At 53.2% G+C, this 15,863-nt stretch carries 16 protein-coding genes; 9 read left to right on the top strand and 7 right to left on the bottom strand.

Going from position 1 to position 15,863, the window contains the following annotated elements; translation table 11 throughout:
- The first annotated feature begins 815 nt into the window (after positions 1-815).
- The 4 genes from ggt (at position 816) to FTO74_RS09140 (ending at position 6,089) form a co-directional block, all read left to right on the top strand.
- Complete coding sequence (gene ggt, locus FTO74_RS09155) at positions 816-2,597, top strand: gamma-glutamyltransferase (RefSeq protein ID WP_162537872.1); 1,782 nt, start codon at positions 816-818, stop codon at positions 2,595-2,597.
- A gap of 65 nt (positions 2,598-2,662) precedes the next feature.
- Positions 2,663-3,475 (top strand): c-type cytochrome, encoded by an 813-nt coding sequence (locus tag FTO74_RS09150; RefSeq protein WP_162537871.1) that lies wholly within the window; start codon positions 2,663-2,665, stop codon positions 3,473-3,475.
- 14 nt (positions 3,476-3,489) lie between these two features.
- Entirely contained in the window at positions 3,490-4,437 is a 948-nt protein-coding gene (locus tag FTO74_RS09145) for an SMP-30/gluconolactonase/LRE family protein (protein ID WP_162537870.1), read from the top strand.
- 125 nt (positions 4,438-4,562) lie between these two features.
- Positions 4,563-6,089, top strand: a complete 1,527-nt coding sequence (locus FTO74_RS09140; protein ID WP_255462591.1) for a PQQ-binding-like beta-propeller repeat protein — start codon at positions 4,563-4,565, stop codon at positions 6,087-6,089.
- 87 nt (positions 6,090-6,176) lie between these two features.
- Here FTO74_RS09140 and FTO74_RS09135 read toward each other — a convergent pair whose 3' ends face one another.
- Together FTO74_RS09135 and FTO74_RS09130 are read right to left on the bottom strand one after the other, a co-directional pair.
- Positions 6,177-7,805 carry a formate--tetrahydrofolate ligase gene (locus FTO74_RS09135; protein ID WP_162537868.1) on the bottom strand — a complete coding sequence of 543 codons (1,629 nt, stop codon included), beginning with the start codon at positions 7,803-7,805 and terminating at the stop codon, positions 6,177-6,179.
- 138 nt (positions 7,806-7,943) lie between these two features.
- Positions 7,944-8,744, bottom strand: coding sequence for an SDR family oxidoreductase (locus FTO74_RS09130; RefSeq protein WP_162537867.1), 801 nt, complete (start codon positions 8,742-8,744; stop codon positions 7,944-7,946).
- Positions 8,745-8,870: 126 nt separating this feature from the next.
- On the opposite strand from FTO74_RS09130, the gene FTO74_RS09125 reads away from it, so the two are divergent.
- The gene (locus tag FTO74_RS09125; protein ID WP_162537866.1) at positions 8,871-9,455 is read left to right on the top strand and encodes a TetR/AcrR family transcriptional regulator; all 585 of its coding nucleotides are present in this window, start codon (positions 8,871-8,873) and stop codon (positions 9,453-9,455) included.
- Between the two features lie 258 nt (positions 9,456-9,713).
- Here FTO74_RS09125 and FTO74_RS09120 read toward each other — a convergent pair whose 3' ends face one another.
- Positions 9,714-9,977, bottom strand: coding sequence for a hypothetical protein (locus tag FTO74_RS09120; RefSeq protein ID WP_162537865.1), 264 nt, complete (start codon positions 9,975-9,977; stop codon positions 9,714-9,716).
- A gap of 19 nt (positions 9,978-9,996) precedes the next feature.
- Positions 9,997-10,818: an IS1 family transposase gene (locus FTO74_RS09115; protein ID WP_162537864.1), complete on the bottom strand. Its 822-nt coding sequence runs from the start codon at positions 10,816-10,818 to the stop codon at positions 9,997-9,999.
- Between the two features lie 99 nt (positions 10,819-10,917).
- Here FTO74_RS09115 and FTO74_RS09110 point away from each other — a divergent pair, with 99 nt between their 5' ends.
- Together FTO74_RS09110 and FTO74_RS09105 are read left to right on the top strand one after the other, a co-directional pair.
- Entirely contained in the window at positions 10,918-12,051 is a 1,134-nt protein-coding gene (locus tag FTO74_RS09110; RefSeq protein ID WP_162537863.1) for a HigA family addiction module antitoxin, read from the top strand.
- A 9-nt stretch (positions 12,052-12,060) separates the two neighbouring features.
- On the top strand, positions 12,061-12,552 hold the full coding sequence (locus FTO74_RS09105) for a hypothetical protein (RefSeq protein ID WP_162537862.1): 492 nt from the start codon (positions 12,061-12,063) through the stop codon (positions 12,550-12,552).
- On the opposite strand, the gene FTO74_RS09100 is transcribed toward FTO74_RS09105, so the two are convergent.
- Positions 12,549-12,773 (bottom strand): histone H1, encoded by a 225-nt coding sequence (locus FTO74_RS09100; RefSeq protein WP_162537861.1) that lies wholly within the window; start codon positions 12,771-12,773, stop codon positions 12,549-12,551. The two genes, FTO74_RS09105 and FTO74_RS09100, sit on opposite strands and share 4 nt — an antisense overlap.
- Positions 12,774-13,072: 299 nt before the next feature.
- On the opposite strand from FTO74_RS09100, the gene FTO74_RS09095 reads away from it, so the two are divergent.
- A complete protein-coding gene (locus FTO74_RS09095) occupies positions 13,073-14,314 on the top strand; it encodes a hypothetical protein (RefSeq protein ID WP_162537860.1) in 1,242 nt (413 codons plus the stop codon).
- A 109-nt stretch (positions 14,315-14,423) separates the two neighbouring features.
- Positions 14,424-14,624 (top strand): hypothetical protein, encoded by a 201-nt coding sequence (locus tag FTO74_RS19735; RefSeq protein WP_255462590.1) that lies wholly within the window; start codon positions 14,424-14,426, stop codon positions 14,622-14,624.
- Positions 14,625-14,771: 147 nt separating this feature from the next.
- On the opposite strand, the gene FTO74_RS09085 is transcribed toward FTO74_RS19735, so the two are convergent.
- Both FTO74_RS09085 and FTO74_RS09080 read right to left on the bottom strand, forming a co-directional pair.
- On the bottom strand, positions 14,772-14,990 hold the full coding sequence (locus FTO74_RS09085) for an antitoxin VbhA family protein (protein WP_162537858.1): 219 nt from the start codon (positions 14,988-14,990) through the stop codon (positions 14,772-14,774).
- 148 nt (positions 14,991-15,138) lie between these two features.
- On the bottom strand, positions 15,139-15,672 hold the full coding sequence (locus FTO74_RS09080; protein ID WP_162537857.1) for a Uma2 family endonuclease: 534 nt from the start codon (positions 15,670-15,672) through the stop codon (positions 15,139-15,141).
- Between the last annotated feature and the right edge of the window lie 191 nt (positions 15,673-15,863).

Genomic DNA, 15,863 nt, shown 5'->3' with positions numbered 1-15,863 from the left:
CACTTGCGCGCGCTCTTGTTGCTGGATAGGGGCTGTCGCATCAACGAGGCCTTCAGCCTCAAGGCGTCGGACGTGGACCTCGACAATCTCCTGAAATGCGTGCCCTGCATCTCTATCTGTACTGGGTTGCTTGTTACCTGCTCGGTCTCACTGACACTTCCCATCCGGAGAGCTATGTCATTTCGGACCGATGAGTTTGCATCTATTTTAAATGTGATTGATTTTCTCAGTTTGAAAGCCGCTAAGAGTTACTGTAACCGTGTATGAACCAACATCAAAAGCAGTAAAGCCGTAATAACCTTTACTATCCGTCTAAACCCTAAAGGTGACTCCCGTTATGCGTGTCTGGATGGGCTACCTTTTTAGATCGCAAGGAAATCAAAGACATTTTCAAGCAAGAAAGCTGGGCCGTAAAAGTCCAGTATTGTCCTCTAAACAGAGGGTACTGACGAAACAAAACTTATAGCTATGAAGATTTACGCGAGACTAGCAATAGTGTGATCGCAGCGTCTACGGACATATGTCCTATTCGCATTATGGCTGGCAGTCAAGCCACGGATGCAATAGATGTGAACACTCTAAATAAATACGCAAACATAGGACATTCCACCTATGCACCGTTTTAGCAAATGATATGGAATCGGGAACACGTTACGCTAAAAGATATCTAATACCTGAGCTGTTTCCAGCCTCCAGCGACGTGCTGAATCTTGTCAGGTGAGAGCTTTAGTCCTGCGTGTTCAAGCTAGTGCAGACTCCTAGCTAAACATGATCTACGTCACGCTTATTCAATTTTTAAAAGGAGTTTTGACAGCATGTTTTTTCGTTGTCTTCGCTTGGTCGGCTTTGTTTCTCTCGCATATCTGGCCATTGCTCCATTAGCAAATGCGCAGTTTAACTCTGCACCAACGGCAGGAGCTCCCGCACCCAATGGTGCCGGTGGCTTTATTCGTGACTCACGCAAGCACCCTCACGAGCCCTCACGCGACAACGCTTTCTCCATGACGATTAACAAGTATGGAATCGCCGCGACTCTGCAGACGCTTGCTTCGCAAGCCAGTGCAAGCATTCTGGCTAAAGGAGGTAATGCGGTCGACGCAGCTATAGCGGCTAATGCAGCACTTGGCGTGATTGAACCGATGATGAATGGCATTGGTGGCGATCTCTTTGCGATCATCTGGGATCCTAAGCAAAAGAAGACCTATGCCATCAATGCCAGTGGGTGGTCTCCGAAGAATGAGACCATTGATGCAATGAAGGCCAAAGGCATCACTACTATGAATGGAGACGGTATCTACGCCATTACCGTTCCTGGTGCCGTCGCGGGATGGGAGGCACTGCATAAGAGATTTGGCAAACTACCGCTTTCTGTTGATCTGGCGCCAGCCATTGCGCTAGCTGAAAATGGATTTCCCGTTACAGAGACTGACTCTGCTAACTGGGATCAGTATGGTATGCCCTATAAAGACCGGCCGGCTTTTACTTCAGTCTTTCTACCGAGCGGCACCTATCCGAAAATCGGACAGATGTTTCGTAACCCAGACATCGCGAATAGTCTTCGCATGATTGGACAAAAGGGGGCGGATGCTTTTTATCGAGGACCTATTGCGGACGCTATTGTGAAGGTCTCTGAAGAGAACAATGGGTTCATGACTAAGTCCGATCTTGCGGATTACAAGCCGGAGTGGATTGAACCTGTCTCCACGACCTACCACGGCTGGCGCGTCTACGAAACACCTCCAAATACGCAGGGAATTGCAGCCTTGTCCATGTTGAATGTGATGGAAAGATATCCGTTACGTGAATGGGGCCATGACTCGGCCAAAACATTGCACATCGAGATGGAAGCCAAGGCACTGGCCTATGCCGATATGCTGCACTATGTCGGCGATCCGAATGTCGAAGATATCCCTACCCAGAAACTTATCTCCAAGGAGTTAGCGAAAGAACGCGCAGCCGGTATTACGGACAAAGCGAACTGTGCGGTGCTTCCTTCAGATCGTAAGGAGCAACTCGATAAGTTGCAGAGTGACACGACCTACTTAGCCACAGTGGATCGTGATGGCATGGTAGTCTCCCTAATCCAATCCAATGCCGGAAACTTTGGCTCCGGATTTGTTCCTGAGCACACCGGCTTTGTTCTACAAAACCGCGGAAGCGGCTTTTACATGCAACCCGGACAGCCCAATTCCCTGGCAGGCCATAAGCGTCCCCTGCACACCATCATCCCTGCCATGATGCAAAAGGATGGCGTCACGATCGGCTTCGGTATCATGTCAGGCTTTAACCAGGCTCAGGCGCATGCGCAGTTTGTTGCAAATGTCGTTGATTTCGACATGAATATTCAGGCCGCGATGGATGCTGCTCGATTCAATAAGGGTAACTCTGGTTGCAGCGTGAATATTGAAGATGGCTATCCGAAGGAAGTTCTTGAGAAGCTCGCTTTACAGGGACACCAGATCAATCTCGTGCCACGTTATTCGATGGTGATGGGCCGCGGAAATGTCGCGATGCACGATGACACATTAGGAGTGAACTTTGGCGCCTCCGACCCACGTGCGGACGGACAGGCGATCCCAGAACAACCCCCTTACTAGATCATGGCACCCGGCTTTACTTCCAGTATTATCTCTGGTCCGGCCTTCTTCGAGGAGTTTGCACTTTGAATCGCCCTTTACTCTCTATTTGCGCTGCTTTGCTTGCCTCTGTAGCCTGCCTTGCGAACCATGCACAATCACCGTCGACGCTGATCTCATCTCATGTTGAGACGGGTGAGCGTACTTTTTCTACGAACTGCTCCGGCTGCCACGGCTCGGACGGACGCGGGGGAGAACGGGCCCCCAACATCGCAACTGCGCGTAATATCGTTGCCCTGTCAGACAATGACCTGGAATCCATCGTGAAGAAAGGCGTGCCCGGCTCTGGAATGCCCGGATTCGCATACCTTGGCGACCCGATAGTGAAGGATGTCGTTGCTCATCTCCGCATCTTGCAGGGAAAGACTTCGATCACGAAGATCAGTGGTGATCCATCGGCTGGCCGTGCGCTTTTCTTCGGTCGCGCCGAGTGTTCGCAGTGCCACATGGTGAAGGGCGAAGGTGGATACATAGCCTCCGATCTGACCGACTACGCTGGCGGCATCACGCAGGACTCCATTCAACTCGCCATCACCAGGCCGGATGCCGTTCTGGCTTCTACCTCGACGGTGGTAGATCTGCTGCTTCCGAATGGCGAGCATGTTATCGGAGTAGCGCGCGCAGAAGATAACTTCCAGATCACAGTTCAGACGAAAGACGGTCGTTGGCGCACATTCGACAAGTCGAAGCTGACAGACGTGAAACACACCGACCACTCTCTTCATCCCAGAGACTATAGCACCCGCCTTTCAACGAAGGAGCTGGATGACCTCGCGAGTTACCTTGTAACTTCGGCTGCAGATGCACCCGCCAAGCCTGCACGACGGAGGAACAATTGAGACGTCTTTTCTGCATGACGCTTCTCCTTGCTTTGCCGCTGGCAGCTCAGCAAAAAGCACCCGAACCAAGGTTCGAACTAAAAGCCGAAGATCCTGGCTTCTGGAAGCTATTCGATCGCGGCGCAACGCTCAACACTATGGGCAAAGACTTCGGCTTTACCGAAGGTCCAGTATGGGAGCCTACTGGTTCGCTGCTTGTAAGTGATGAAACAAAGAACTGGATCTATCGAATTTACCCTGATGGACATCGCGATGAGTTGATCCAGCTTGGCGATCCTGATGGCAGTACCTTTGACCGTGAGCATCGCCTGCTCGTAACCGCCAGCGTGCTTCGAGCGATCATCCGTCTCTCACCCGACATGAAGACCTACGACGTACTGGTAGATCGCTACAACGGGCAACGTCTGAACAGTCCCAACGATGTAACTCTCGGCCCCGATGGGGCGATTTACTTCACCGATCCGACGCTCGATCTCGTAAAGGGCGAAAAGCAGGAGACTCCATTCCAGGGTGTTTATCGACTCGATGCAAAGGGTAATATTTCGCTGTTGACGAAAGACCTCCAGCAGCCGAACGGCCTGGCATTTTCTCCAGATGGTAAGTTTCTCTATATAGATGACACCGCGCAGAAGAATATTCGACGCTATCGCTTTCACAAGGGAGCGTTGAGCGATGGAACGATCTTTGCCGATGAAAATGTACTAGGAAGTGATGGCGTCCCGGATGGCATGAAGACGGATAAAAAAGGCGATCTCTACGTAACTGGCCCGGGTGGAGTATGGGTGTGGAGCCCCACTGGTAAACATCTCGGCACCGTTCTTCTTCCGCATCAACCTGCCAACCTGACATGGGGCGACGCCAAAAACTCTACCCTCTTCCTGACCGCAGGTCATTTTGTCTACACCCTTCCGACGAAAGTGCAAGGGCATCTTTCCTATCCGGCAAAGGCGGTACGTCCGTGAACGTTGCTTTCAAGCTACTGGCACTCGCTTCTTTTCTATCTTCCCCATTAATCTCCCAGACTAGGTCTTCCACTCCCAAGCAAAGCAGCCATAACGGCATCGTCAACGTCACGACTGCCGACCTAATGAAGCAGCCCGTCGATGAGGACTGGCCCTCTTATAACGGCGACTATACTGGCCGTCGCTATAGCAGTCTCACGCAGGTGACTCCCGAGAATGCTCACCACCTCAGCCCGCAGTGGGTCTTCCACAGCCGCAACGCGGGCATCCTCCAGGTCACTCCGGTCGTTGTTGCGGGAGTGATGTTTGTTACTGGCTCCAACGACGCGTACGCACTGGACGCAACCACCGGCAAGACCCTATGGCATCACGAGCGGCCCATCTCACAAGGGCTCATCGACGATGCCTCAGGCCACATCAATCGCGGCGTAGCAGTACTCGGCACGCGCATCTATATGGAGACCGACAACGCCCACCTGCTTTGCCTCGACGCGCGAAGCGGCAATCTTATCTGGGATGTCCCCTACGCCTTCGACAATCGCAACTACGGAGCCACCAGTGCGCCGCTCGTCGTGAAGGATAAGATCCTTGTCGGCACCTCTGGCGGAGACGACGGTGTTCGTGGCTTCGTAGCAGCCTTCGATGCAAAGACGGGCAGGGAAGCGTGGCGTTTCTGGACCATTCCCGAGCCGGGCCAACCAGGTTCAGAGACATGGCCGACGACTGGAAAATATAAGGACTCATGGAAGAATGGCGGTGCCACTACCTGGCTGCCGGGCACTTACGACACCGAACTCAATCTCATCTACTGGCCCACGAGCAATCCTTCGCCCGACTTCGATGGCTCAGTGCGCCTGGGGGACAATCTATACACCAGCAGTGTATTGGCGCTCGATCCGGATACTGGAAAGCTGAAGTGGCACTTTCAGTTCTCACCGCACGATCTGAACGACTACGACGCGACTGAAACTCCTGTGCTCGTGGACGCCACCTATCAAGGTGTACCGCGCAAGCTGTTGATCCAGGCCAATCGAAATGGTTTTATCTATATTCTCGATCGCACAACAGGAAAGTATCTTGCGTCCAAGCAGTTTGCGCAAAAGCAGAACTGGGCGAAGGGAATTGACGCCAACGGTCGTCCCATCCGCACGGATTTAGTTCCGACAGCAGAGGGTACACGCATGTGCCCAAGCTACGGCGGTGGAACCAACTGGTACTCACCCACTTACAGCGAGACGACTCATTTGTTCTACTTCCTTGCCCTCGATGACTGTTCCATCTTCAAGGTCAAGACGGAGGACTTCGAACAGGGCCACGAGTACTACTCCACGGGCGCGTCGCATCCGCCGAACGAAAACGCGAAGAAGTTTCTTATGGCCTTCGACCCGTTCAAGGATAAATTCGCCTGGATCAATCCCCAGGCGGGTGGCGCACATTCTTCCGGGGGAGTGATGTCTACCGCATCGGGCCTGGTTGCATTCGGAGACGATGCAGAAGAGTTTGAAGTAGTTGACGGACGCACCGGTCATCCGCTCTATCACTTTAATGTAGGTCAAACAATGCACGCCTCTCCGATGAGCTATGCAGTTAACGGACGGCAGTACTTTGCAATCGCCGCCGGAAACGATCTCTTCACCTTCGCTCTCCCATAACCCAGAGCAAGCCCCATTTGAACTAGTGGGGCTTTGCTTATCCTGTACATACTCTTGAGAAGATGAAGGTCGATCGCCCTCAAACGTTTACGACATCCCGGTGATTTCGCCGTGCTCATCTACGTCGATTCCCATCGCGCGGGACACTTTGGGCAATCCCGGCATCAGCATCATTGAGCCCGAGATGACAACGAGAAATCCTGCGCCTGCGGAGAGTGCAACGTCCGTTACGTGAAGCGTCCATCCAGTCGGCGCGCCCAGTTGCTTGGGATCGTCGCTGAGCGAGTACTGGGTCTTTGCGATACAGATGGGCAGTTCGCCGAAGCCCCAGCGCGTGAAGCGGGCGAGGTTCTCCTGCGCACGCTCGCTCAGCTCGATTGATCCGGCACCGTATACCTTTTGCGCCACCTTGGTGATCTTTTCTATCACCGGGTCGCCCAACTCGTAGGCGGTCGTCAGCTCGACATCCGGGTTTGCCTCGATCACCTCGACGACCTTCTGCGCCAGCGCCGCCGCACCTTCTCCGCCCTTTGCATACGCCTCTGAAAGTTCGAACTCCGCCCCGCGTGCTTTGCAGAACGTGCGCAACGCGTCAAGCTCCGCCTCGGTGTCGTCAGGGAATTGATTGATCGCGACCACCACCGGGAGTCCAAAGCTGCGCACAATGGCAATGTGTTTTTCGAGGTTCGTGGCCCCTCGCTCGAGGTTGCCTTCGCCTTGCTGCTTCACGCTCTGAACCGTCGTTACCAGCACTGCGACGGAAGGCTTGATGCCGGACAAAGGGCTAACAAGGTCCATGTACTTTTCAAAACCCAGGTCCGATGCGAAGCCAGTCTCGTTGACCACGTAGTCCGCCATCTGCATTCCCATCTTCTGCGAGATGACGGAGCTGGTGCCGTGCGCGATGTTTGCGAACGGCCCGCAATGCACCATCGCAGGCGTACCTTCGGTAGTCTGCGCCAGGTTCGGCAGCAACGCTTCGTGCAACAGCGCCATCATCGGGCCAGTCGCGTTCAGATCTGCTGCACGCACTGGATTCCCCTTGCGGTCCTGCCCAATCACAATCCGAGCCAACCGGGCACGCAGGTCCTCGCGGCCTGTAGCAAGCGACAGGATGGCCATAATCTCCGAAGCCGCCGTAATGAGAAAGCCGCTAGGCCGATTGCTGCCATCGCGCTGTTTCTTGTCCGCTCCCGTCACGCTGACGGTGATGTGGCGCAACGCGCGATCGTTCATATCCAGCGTGCGCGGCCACGTGATGCCGTTCGGGTCGAGGTCAAGCTCATTGCCATGAAACATGTGCGAATCGACGAGTGCCGCCAGAAGGTTGTGCGCCGAGGTGATCGCATGAAAGTCGCCGTGGAAGTGAAGATTGATCTTCTCCGCAGGCTCTACCTGCGAGCGCCCGCCGCCAGCCGCGCCGCCCTTCATGCCAAACACCGGGCCCAACGAGGGCTCACGCGATGTAAGCACCGCGCGCTTACCAATCTTCTCCAGCCCTTGCACCAGACCGATAGATGTGACGGTCTTGCCTTCACCCGAGACCGTTGGCGTAGTTGCCGTCACCAGCACCAGCTTTCCGTCGCAGCGAAATCGCGCGTCTTTCAGCAGGTCCAAACTGAGCTTCGCACTGACCGGGCTGCGTTTCTCATAGAGTTCTTCAGGCAGGTCCAGCTTGGCGGCAACCGTTTCAATGGGTAGCAGGGTTTTCTTCACACAATGTCCTTAAGATGTTTTTCGGCAAACACAACTCCTTCAAGAATATCCGCTACTGCCGAAATAACAGAGCCGAATGACATTGGCACGTTAGTTTCACCTTGCTCGGCTTCTGACTTCGCCCGTAACCTCCACTAATCAAGAGAGACCGAACGATTTTCTTATTATTCCCCTCCAGGCTCTTTCTGGAAGGATACGGCTAAGGCTCGACGCCCCCTGCGTCTCAATCGGATAGCGGAGTTTCTCAGAACCATCATTGGCGGCTGTAAAGATGGTCTTGGCGACGCTCTCCGGTTCGGGTAGCTTTGAATCCGCCGCAGACGCCTGATCCATTCGTCTACTCACAGCGCCCAAGCCGGGTTCATACGCTCTGTCTTGGACGAATACTTGTCTGAACTTTGTCTTGATACCGCCGGGCTCCACGAGCTTGATCCGGATATTGAAGGGGCGCAGTTCGTAGTAGAGCGACTCGCTTAGGCCCTCGATCGCAAATTTACCCGCGCAATATGGAGAGAGAAACGGCACTCCAAACCTTCCCGCAACAGACGAAACATTGATGATGACACCATGTTTTTGCTCGCGAAAGACGGGCATAACCTCTTGAATCACCCGTACTGCACCAAAGAAATTTGTCTGAAAGTGCTGCTCCATATCTGAAAGAGGGATTGCCTCCAGCGGGCCTGCCAAACCAATGCCCGCATTGTTAACGAGAACGTCCAGCGCCCCCAGACGCTGCAACACATCTGCGATTGCACCCCGAACAGAATCTGAACTGGTGACATCGAGAGGAAGGGAAATGACGTTCTCGGAACGACTCCAGGCTCCGAGTGTCTCCAGTTTGCGCGCAGTGGCCACTACACGCCATCCCCGACTGAGAAAATGCTGCGCCGCTGCTTCTCCGATCCCGCTGGACACTCCCGTGATGAGAACCGTCTTCATAGAATTTGTCTATCGCCTTTCATTATGGATAATATTATCCATAATGAAGTTGTGTCTATGCGCAACGAAAAACCTTTAGGCTTCCGGCTCCGCGGCATAAGGCGTCATAATGAGAGTTGACCTGATATGGGACGCCCAAAGGAGTTCAATCAAGAGGAAGCGCTACGTCGTGCGATTGTCACCTTTTCGCAAAAGGGATTCGCGGCCACCTCGACGGACGATCTGATGCAGGCCATGAATATTGGCCGTCAGAGCATGTATGGCACCTTCGGAGACAAGCGCGCCCTGTTTCTGAAAGCTCTTGCGGTCTATTCAAGAGAGAATACAGCCGCAATCATCGCGGAGCTTCAAAAGCCTGGTTCTCCTCTGGGCAATGTCCGTAACGCTCTTGTGCAATTTGCAAAGAGAAAGGATCTTTCCAGCGCAGATGGGTGCATGGGGATCAACACGATCTGTGAGTTTGGCTTGCAGGATCGTGAGATTCTGCAAGTTATGCGCGGTTCAGGGGTGGATCTGCGACGGGCATTGCTGACGACGTTGAAGCAGGCTCAGATGAAAGGGGAACTCTCTGCTGATGTCGAGATTGACGCCCTGGCGGATTTCTTCGAGGTTACTCTCGCCGGGATAAGGGTTGCTGCAAAAGCGGGGATGAACCGCACGTCTCTGATGCGAGTTGCAGAAACGGCATTGCGACTTTTCCATCCTCAGTGATCTCCGCATCCGGACGTTCGATCATGAAATCAGGAGGCTACGGTGTGGGCTCCGGGAGGTTTCCAGGCAATATAACGAAAAGAATGGATACGTCTGATTCTAGGTAGTTATGGTCACGCGTTGCGAATATAACTACTGTTTATTCAGCAGCATAATGAGAAACTTTGGTAATCTTCTGTTGCTTAATCAAAACGACCGCTTTTGTTGCGTTGGAATTTAGGTGTCTCTGCAACAGTCAGGGGTGTCTCAGTTTGAAATTCATTTAGGTGAAACTGCGACGCGCCGAAAAACTAGCATCTCGGCATCAAGATTGACATTGTCAGCCATAAACCCAGCTTCCAGCCAGGCCCTAGCTTGCGAGTGATGATCTGGATTGTTAGCCCACCATGCCGGATTACGTCGAGCAGTCGGTGGAAGCATTAAACCTAGTATTTCTTCGATCTGCACAAAGGCCACTTGAAATGCAGAGGTATGTGGGGATTGAGCTAATAGCCATTTGTTCAGTCGTGCATAGGTATCCATTTATTTTCGCCCCTCAGCATTAGTTTGCTAGAGCCGCGATTTCCTCGTGGCTCCAAACATGGTCAGAGATTCCTGCGGCCATTGCAGGGGTGATTCTCAGGGTCTTGTGAATCCGGGCAAAGTTGTAGTGAATGAAGTGGAGCGCAACCGCCGCTGCATGATTCTCCACCTTTTTTGAGAAAGCATTCGTGACGCATGTAAGGCGGCGCATCGACATTCTCATAGTCAGATTCTGACGCTCTACGAAGCCCGTAGTGACCCGATTAGGATCGGGGTGGCCGCTTACCGTCTTCATATCGAAGCCAATACACTGGGCTGGGCTGTAACGTCTCTCAGGCTCGTTTGATGCGCGGTATATTTTCTGTAGCTGGGCATAGTCCACATCCATGCCAAACGCATCTTCCACGGCGTTCAAATAGGCGCGATGGCCGTCTGTAGTTAGCTGTACTCGGCCCCTGATACGCGCTGCCACGTCTCGCATGAACTCGGTAGCCCACCAGCCGTCACGACCGCCCACTAGATAGCTGACGCAGAGTTTCGAATCGCTGTCGAGGGCTACCCACGTCCAAACATCACCCCAGCTTTCCCGCTCTCGTGATGCAAGTACGTTTTTAGCCTTGGCTCCTACAAAGCACCAAATTTCATCCGCCTGAACGCGGTTGCACCGGACATCTCGCACAGCCTTATCGTGATACTCATATGCGGCTTCTGCAACGTCTACCAATAGCTTAGTAACGGTGTTGATCGAAACATCCGCCATCCGGCTGGTAGCGCGAAGGCTGCTCCCCTCTGCGAGCATCTGGATAATACGAGCGCGCTTCACAATGGGCAACCTATTCATAACACTTACAATAAGTGACAAACCTCACTTTAGTCAAGCATAAAGTTCAGTTACACCTTTTCCATAGATTTCCTCAATTTTACCTGCTAGGATCAATTTATGAGAGAAGTTGAGTTTGTGACTCCCGGCCAAATGATTGAAGCTCGCCTTCGCGAGCGCGGTTGGTCACAGCGAGCGTTGGCAATGGTGTTAGGAGTATCAGAAAAAACGGTTAGTTCATTCATGAACGGTCGAACGAAAATCAGTAATGAGTTGGCTCTTCAACTCCAGGCAGCATTAGCGGTGGATGCGGACAGCCTGCTGAAGCTTCAGGCATCGTTTGAACTGAAGAAGGCGCAGCTTGCTTTCAGGCTTGATCCTGCCCTGACCACGCGAGCAACCGTGTTTGGCGACCTACCGGTGTCCGAGATGATTTCACGAGGTTGGCTCCCCGGCGTACGCGACCTTTGGGATCCGAACCTCGATAGTGCTATCTGTACATTCTTCAAGGCGAAATCCATTGATGAGATTGAGGTGCTGCCGCACGCCGCCAAAAAGACGGCGTCTGATTCAGACGCATCACCAGCGCAATTGGCATGGCTGTATCGTGTCCGCCAAATAGCTGCCGACTACCCCGCGCCGAAATATTCTCAACATAAGCTTGAGGCGGCACTCGGAAAACTGAAAGCATTGTTAGTTTCTGCTGACGCCATCAGCAAGGTGCCACGCATCATGATGGAAGCCGGAGTTCGATTTGTAATCGTCGAGTCCCTCCCCGCCGCCCGGATTGACGGCGTTTGCTGTTGGCTAGATTCGACGAAGCCCGTTGTTGGTGTCAGTCTGCGGTTTGATCGAATTGACAACTTTTGGTTCGTCCTGCGGCACGAAATCGAGCATGTGCTTAGGGAGCACGGTCAAGGGCAGGTTCGTCTCGACACAGACATGGAGAAGACCGCATCTGTGTCGGATATCCCAGAGGAGGAGCAACTGGCCAATCATGCGGCAGCAGAGTTTTGCGTACCCAGCGACAGGCTAGTTGACTTCATTGCAAGAAAAGCCCCGGTTTTCGCGGAGCGTGACATTCGCGGGTTTGCAGCAACCCTACAAGTTCATCCGGGTATTGTCGCCGGTCAGTTGCAGCACCGAACCAATAGATATGAACTATTCAGAAACCACCTTGTAAACATTCGCTCCATCATCCTGCCAACTGCCGAACATGATGGCTGGGGTGATGTCGCACAAATCGAAGGATAAGGAGAACTAATGTCCACAGCTATTCAGAGACGGCAAGCTTTCATCAGGCACGTTCGTAAGGTCAAGGGAACCAGCGAAGCGACGATGCAAGAAGTCGCCGAGATGGCGAGGCAGATGGGATGGCCGTTACCAAAACCTATCGACCCCATGGAAATCTTCGCTAAACAGTTCGCAGACGCGGCTAGAGAAGAGACACGGCACGACAAGGTAACCAACAAGGTCTATAAAGCAAACCTCGCTTACGCCAGGAAGAACTCCGACGGTAAGCAGCTTTGGTTTTGGTTCGATGTAGACGAGGCCTCGCGCGCACAGATGCTCAAAGGTCTGCATCATTACAGAGAACAGATGGTCAGCGAGGCTATCGTCGGTGTTAATACTGCTGAGCACTGGAACCGAATGAACCCCCGTCAGATGGAGCTGCAGTTCGTGACCAACCTGTCGCAAGACGTTGCAGAGCGGAGAGCTGCTGATGAAGTTGTGGAGATCGCGAAAATTAGCTAGCTTTTCTTCCAGCGAGCAGTAGCGGCTAAACGCGCAATATCCGCCAATTTGTCGGGTGGTAAGGCCGCAGCCCTTGCCTTGCCGCCTTTTAAGCCTCCACTGCGGCCCCGGACACTTTCAGGAGATCGCATCTTTGCGCTCTCAGTGTCCTCGGCCTCCCCAATCGCAATGTCTACCACCATCTTCGCCAGTTGGTTCAGATCACGGGGTCGCTTAGCCATGTTCCCATTATCCCGTCGGCCCCATCCCTGGCGCAATGGTTGTGGTTTTCAAGCTGAGACACTACCAACACTCACGATTCCTGCACAAGCGGGGAACGTCTCAGAAAATTGCAGTAGGGGAGCATGGACAAGACCATCACGCGGATTAAGCGCACACCGCATCAATAACCGGTGCTTCATTCGCCATCGTCTCCGCTCGCCGGACTACCAGCTTCAGACTCCGAAAACGATATTAGAGCATTGTCCGCGTTTTCCTCCGGTGGCTCAGGACGCGCTCCTCTAAAATTAGGAGTACGCCTATGGATTCTCTATTGAAGCACCCCTTCCTTTGCTTCGCTGAAACTTATCCGGAATATCGGCAACTGGCAATCGATTACTGGAGCTGCAGTGATGTCGGGGGCCGCTTGAAATGGAATGCCTCGGTTGAGGAACTGTCCAGACAGCATAATCTCTCTAAAACAGATGTACCGAAGCTTGCGAAATTGGCGGCCATGGCCGTGCGTTTCACTCGTCGTTGCATCGGTTGTAATTCTCCGCAAGAGATTTCGTCTCGTTCGGCGATGACTACAGCTGCTTATGGGGATCACTGCTGCAACGCGTGTTTGCGAATTCGTAATCAGGCTCGTTTACAGCAGCAGCAGGAGGAGGAAAGACAGCGATTTGCAGCCCAGCGTGCAGTGATCGCTGAAATTAGTCAGAGAAACAAGACTTTCCCTTACGATGACATTCGTTACACGGATGCGGTGATTGCCTTCAGCATTATGCTCGCCTCCGATGAAGCGTGCGAAGCTGGGACATTCCAACAAAGCGAAAATCTATACCTATGTGCCAGCAGTTCGCTTTCCGGCAAACTCCTGAGCCGCCTGTTTAAGGCCGGTATCCTCAGTATTGACGGAGAGACTTCACCGCAAGCGATTGAGATCGGCGAAGGTGATGAATGGAGTTATTTTCCGCACAAGGTGAACTGGAGATTCGCTCCGGATTCAGGTGGTCGTTCCTTTCCAGCCGTAATGACACTTCTCGGTAAGATAGTCGATGCTCGGGAAAAGGATGCGGAGTATGGCACCTCAGTAGAGGAGCTGTGGAGGATGATTGCATACGACGATGCTCTGGACCATCTTTCTAGAGAGGTTGACAATTATCGGCTGCCGAATGTGCGCGTAGGCCCCAAAACCGAGGAGGCTATTTGGCATGCACTCCGTCATTTTTCCATTCCTCAAGTACGTAGGCAGATCACTAATGTAGTGAAAAATGCAGCAGCACTATCACAGCATCGCGATTTTGTGAGACGACACGCTCTGAACACGATTCCGGGAAACCTAATTAGCTACGTGGATAGGGCCGTGAGTGAAGGTTGGCCAGTGTGGCCGATTCTACGCGACTGGCAAAATAACGAGCCTGTCCTTCTGACGGTTTTGTTTAATCGTGTCCTGGGTACCGGCCTTCCGGGTTTCAAAACCCTGTCCAACGACACACTGACATCGGCTGTTCCGAAAACAAATGAAGATGACATTGGGATCGTCTTCGGTCCTACGACCTAATCCTTCATTCACATCTCCTTCTCCACTGGCATATCTCAAGCCGGGCACTCCAGGAAGAACGATCAATTTCCTTCAGCCATCGACTACTCGCTCAGTCCCATCAGCGACGATGGTGAGCAAGCAGTTCGTGCAGGATTTCCGCATCCGTTATCTCGCCTTCGATGTAACGCTGCTCAAGGGCGTTAGCGAAAGGCGAAGCGTACAAACCTTCCATGCGGAGGTGTCTCGTTGCGGACTGCACGGCTGCGATACGCCGCGCACGTTCGGCGGGGTCGATCTGCGTGGCTGGGACTGGAAACACACCCCTTAGTGTGCTCATTAATACCCCCCTCTATAGTTTAGAGGTTCTCTGTCTTTGCCCTTTGATAAAGCTCAACTCGCGCCACTTCCACCAAGCAGGGCACCATGACGGCTTCGCTCATGCTTCGCAAGCTGGGTAGCTACTCGCTCAGTCCCATTAGCGGTTATAGGGAGCGAGTAGCGCATTGCGAGCTTCCTCAAGCGTTATCTCGCCGTCGATATAACGCTGTTGAAGCGCGAGGGCCAGAGGCGAAGCGTACATACCTTCCATGCGGAGGTGTCCGGTTGCGGACTGCACGGCTGCGATACGCCGCGCACGTTCGGCGGGGTCGATCTGCGTGGCTGGAACTGAAAACTCGCCCGTTGATGCGCTCATTAGTGCCTCCTTCTATAGTTTATGAAATTTTCTGTCTTTGCTCTTTGGCAAAACCACCCCACGCTGATTACCTCGCGGCTCTCACCTTGGCGACGGCTATCCGTTCCTCTTGGGAATGTGGAACGCCTTGCACAAACAGGACATTGACTCACAGCTGTGACATCATCTCATCAAATTCCCCAAACACTTCATCGAGCAATACACGGATCGGCGTACCGGATACGGTGAACGCGCCCTCTGATGGACGCTGAAAGCCAGTATCAGTAGCGATGTAAGCGTGACGGCTAACCGGGTCGATGAGCCATATATGTTCTACACCCATGCGAGTGTAGTCATCCACGCGCTCTTGCATCGAGCTCATCGTATCTCGCGGAGAGAGAACTTCGATGCACACAAGAGGCGCGGCTAAAACGATCGCCTCGACCTGATCAGAGCGGCGCAACACACACACATCAGGAATTCGATAGCGCGTTACGGAAGTTTGAACGCGCAGCCCCGTAGCTGCGACCACATTCCAGGCACGGCGATTACCGTTGAAGATTGCAACCAAAATTGATTGCATAAAAGCATGTGGCCGCTCTCCGACATTTCGCTCCTCAATTGCGCCGTCGATGTAGTCACAGTCCGGGCGGTAGGTGGTGTTAAGGTACTCGCTGACCGGGATGAGCGTGGCTCTGACCATGACAACAGTATCGCGCAGATGGCCACCTCTGGGCACCAAGAAAAGCCTCTGCATGTCAAGTTCAGCTCGCTCTGCTCGACTAGGTGCATGTTGTTGAGGTTCGTTATTCTGCGTTTCTTAGTTTTCCGGATTAGGTGGAGTGGATGCGCCAGCTCGGTCACACGACCGCGCGTTGAATTTCTATATATCCA

This window comes from Granulicella sp. WH15 (assembly GCF_009914315.1).
Classification (GTDB): Bacteria; Acidobacteriota; Terriglobia; order Terriglobales; family Acidobacteriaceae; genus Edaphobacter.
Note: the sequence above shows the minus strand (reverse complement) of the source record. Positions and strands in the feature narration are given on the sequence as shown.

Coding starts and splice junctions, on each gene's coding strand:
- FTO74_RS09145 (WP_162537870.1), top strand. CDS start 3,490: ATGACGCTTCTCCTTGCTTTGCCGCTGGCAGCTCAGCAAAAAGCACCC.
- FTO74_RS09115 (WP_162537864.1), bottom strand. CDS start 10,818: ATGAATAGGTTGCCCATTGTGAAGCGCGCTCGTATTATCCAGATGCTC.
- FTO74_RS09105 (WP_162537862.1), top strand. CDS start 12,061: ATGTCCACAGCTATTCAGAGACGGCAAGCTTTCATCAGGCACGTTCGT.
- FTO74_RS09110 (WP_162537863.1), top strand. CDS start 10,918: ATGAGAGAAGTTGAGTTTGTGACTCCCGGCCAAATGATTGAAGCTCGC.
- FTO74_RS09085 (WP_162537858.1), bottom strand. CDS start 14,990: ATGAGCGCATCAACGGGCGAGTTTTCAGTTCCAGCCACGCAGATCGAC.
- FTO74_RS19735 (WP_255462590.1), top strand. CDS start 14,424: ATGGTGAGCAAGCAGTTCGTGCAGGATTTCCGCATCCGTTATCTCGCC.
- FTO74_RS09130 (WP_162537867.1), bottom strand. CDS start 8,744: ATGAAGACGGTTCTCATCACGGGAGTGTCCAGCGGGATCGGAGAAGCA.
- FTO74_RS09100 (WP_162537861.1), bottom strand. CDS start 12,773: ATGGCTAAGCGACCCCGTGATCTGAACCAACTGGCGAAGATGGTGGTA.
- FTO74_RS09120 (WP_162537865.1), bottom strand. CDS start 9,977: ATGGATACCTATGCACGACTGAACAAATGGCTATTAGCTCAATCCCCA.
- ggt (WP_162537872.1), top strand. CDS start 816: ATGTTTTTTCGTTGTCTTCGCTTGGTCGGCTTTGTTTCTCTCGCATAT.
- FTO74_RS09140 (WP_255462591.1), top strand. CDS start 4,563: ATGAAGCAGCCCGTCGATGAGGACTGGCCCTCTTATAACGGCGACTAT.
- FTO74_RS09080 (WP_162537857.1), bottom strand. CDS start 15,672: ATGGTCAGAGCCACGCTCATCCCGGTCAGCGAGTACCTTAACACCACC.
- FTO74_RS09095 (WP_162537860.1), top strand. CDS start 13,073: ATGGATTCTCTATTGAAGCACCCCTTCCTTTGCTTCGCTGAAACTTAT.
- FTO74_RS09125 (WP_162537866.1), top strand. CDS start 8,871: ATGGGACGCCCAAAGGAGTTCAATCAAGAGGAAGCGCTACGTCGTGCG.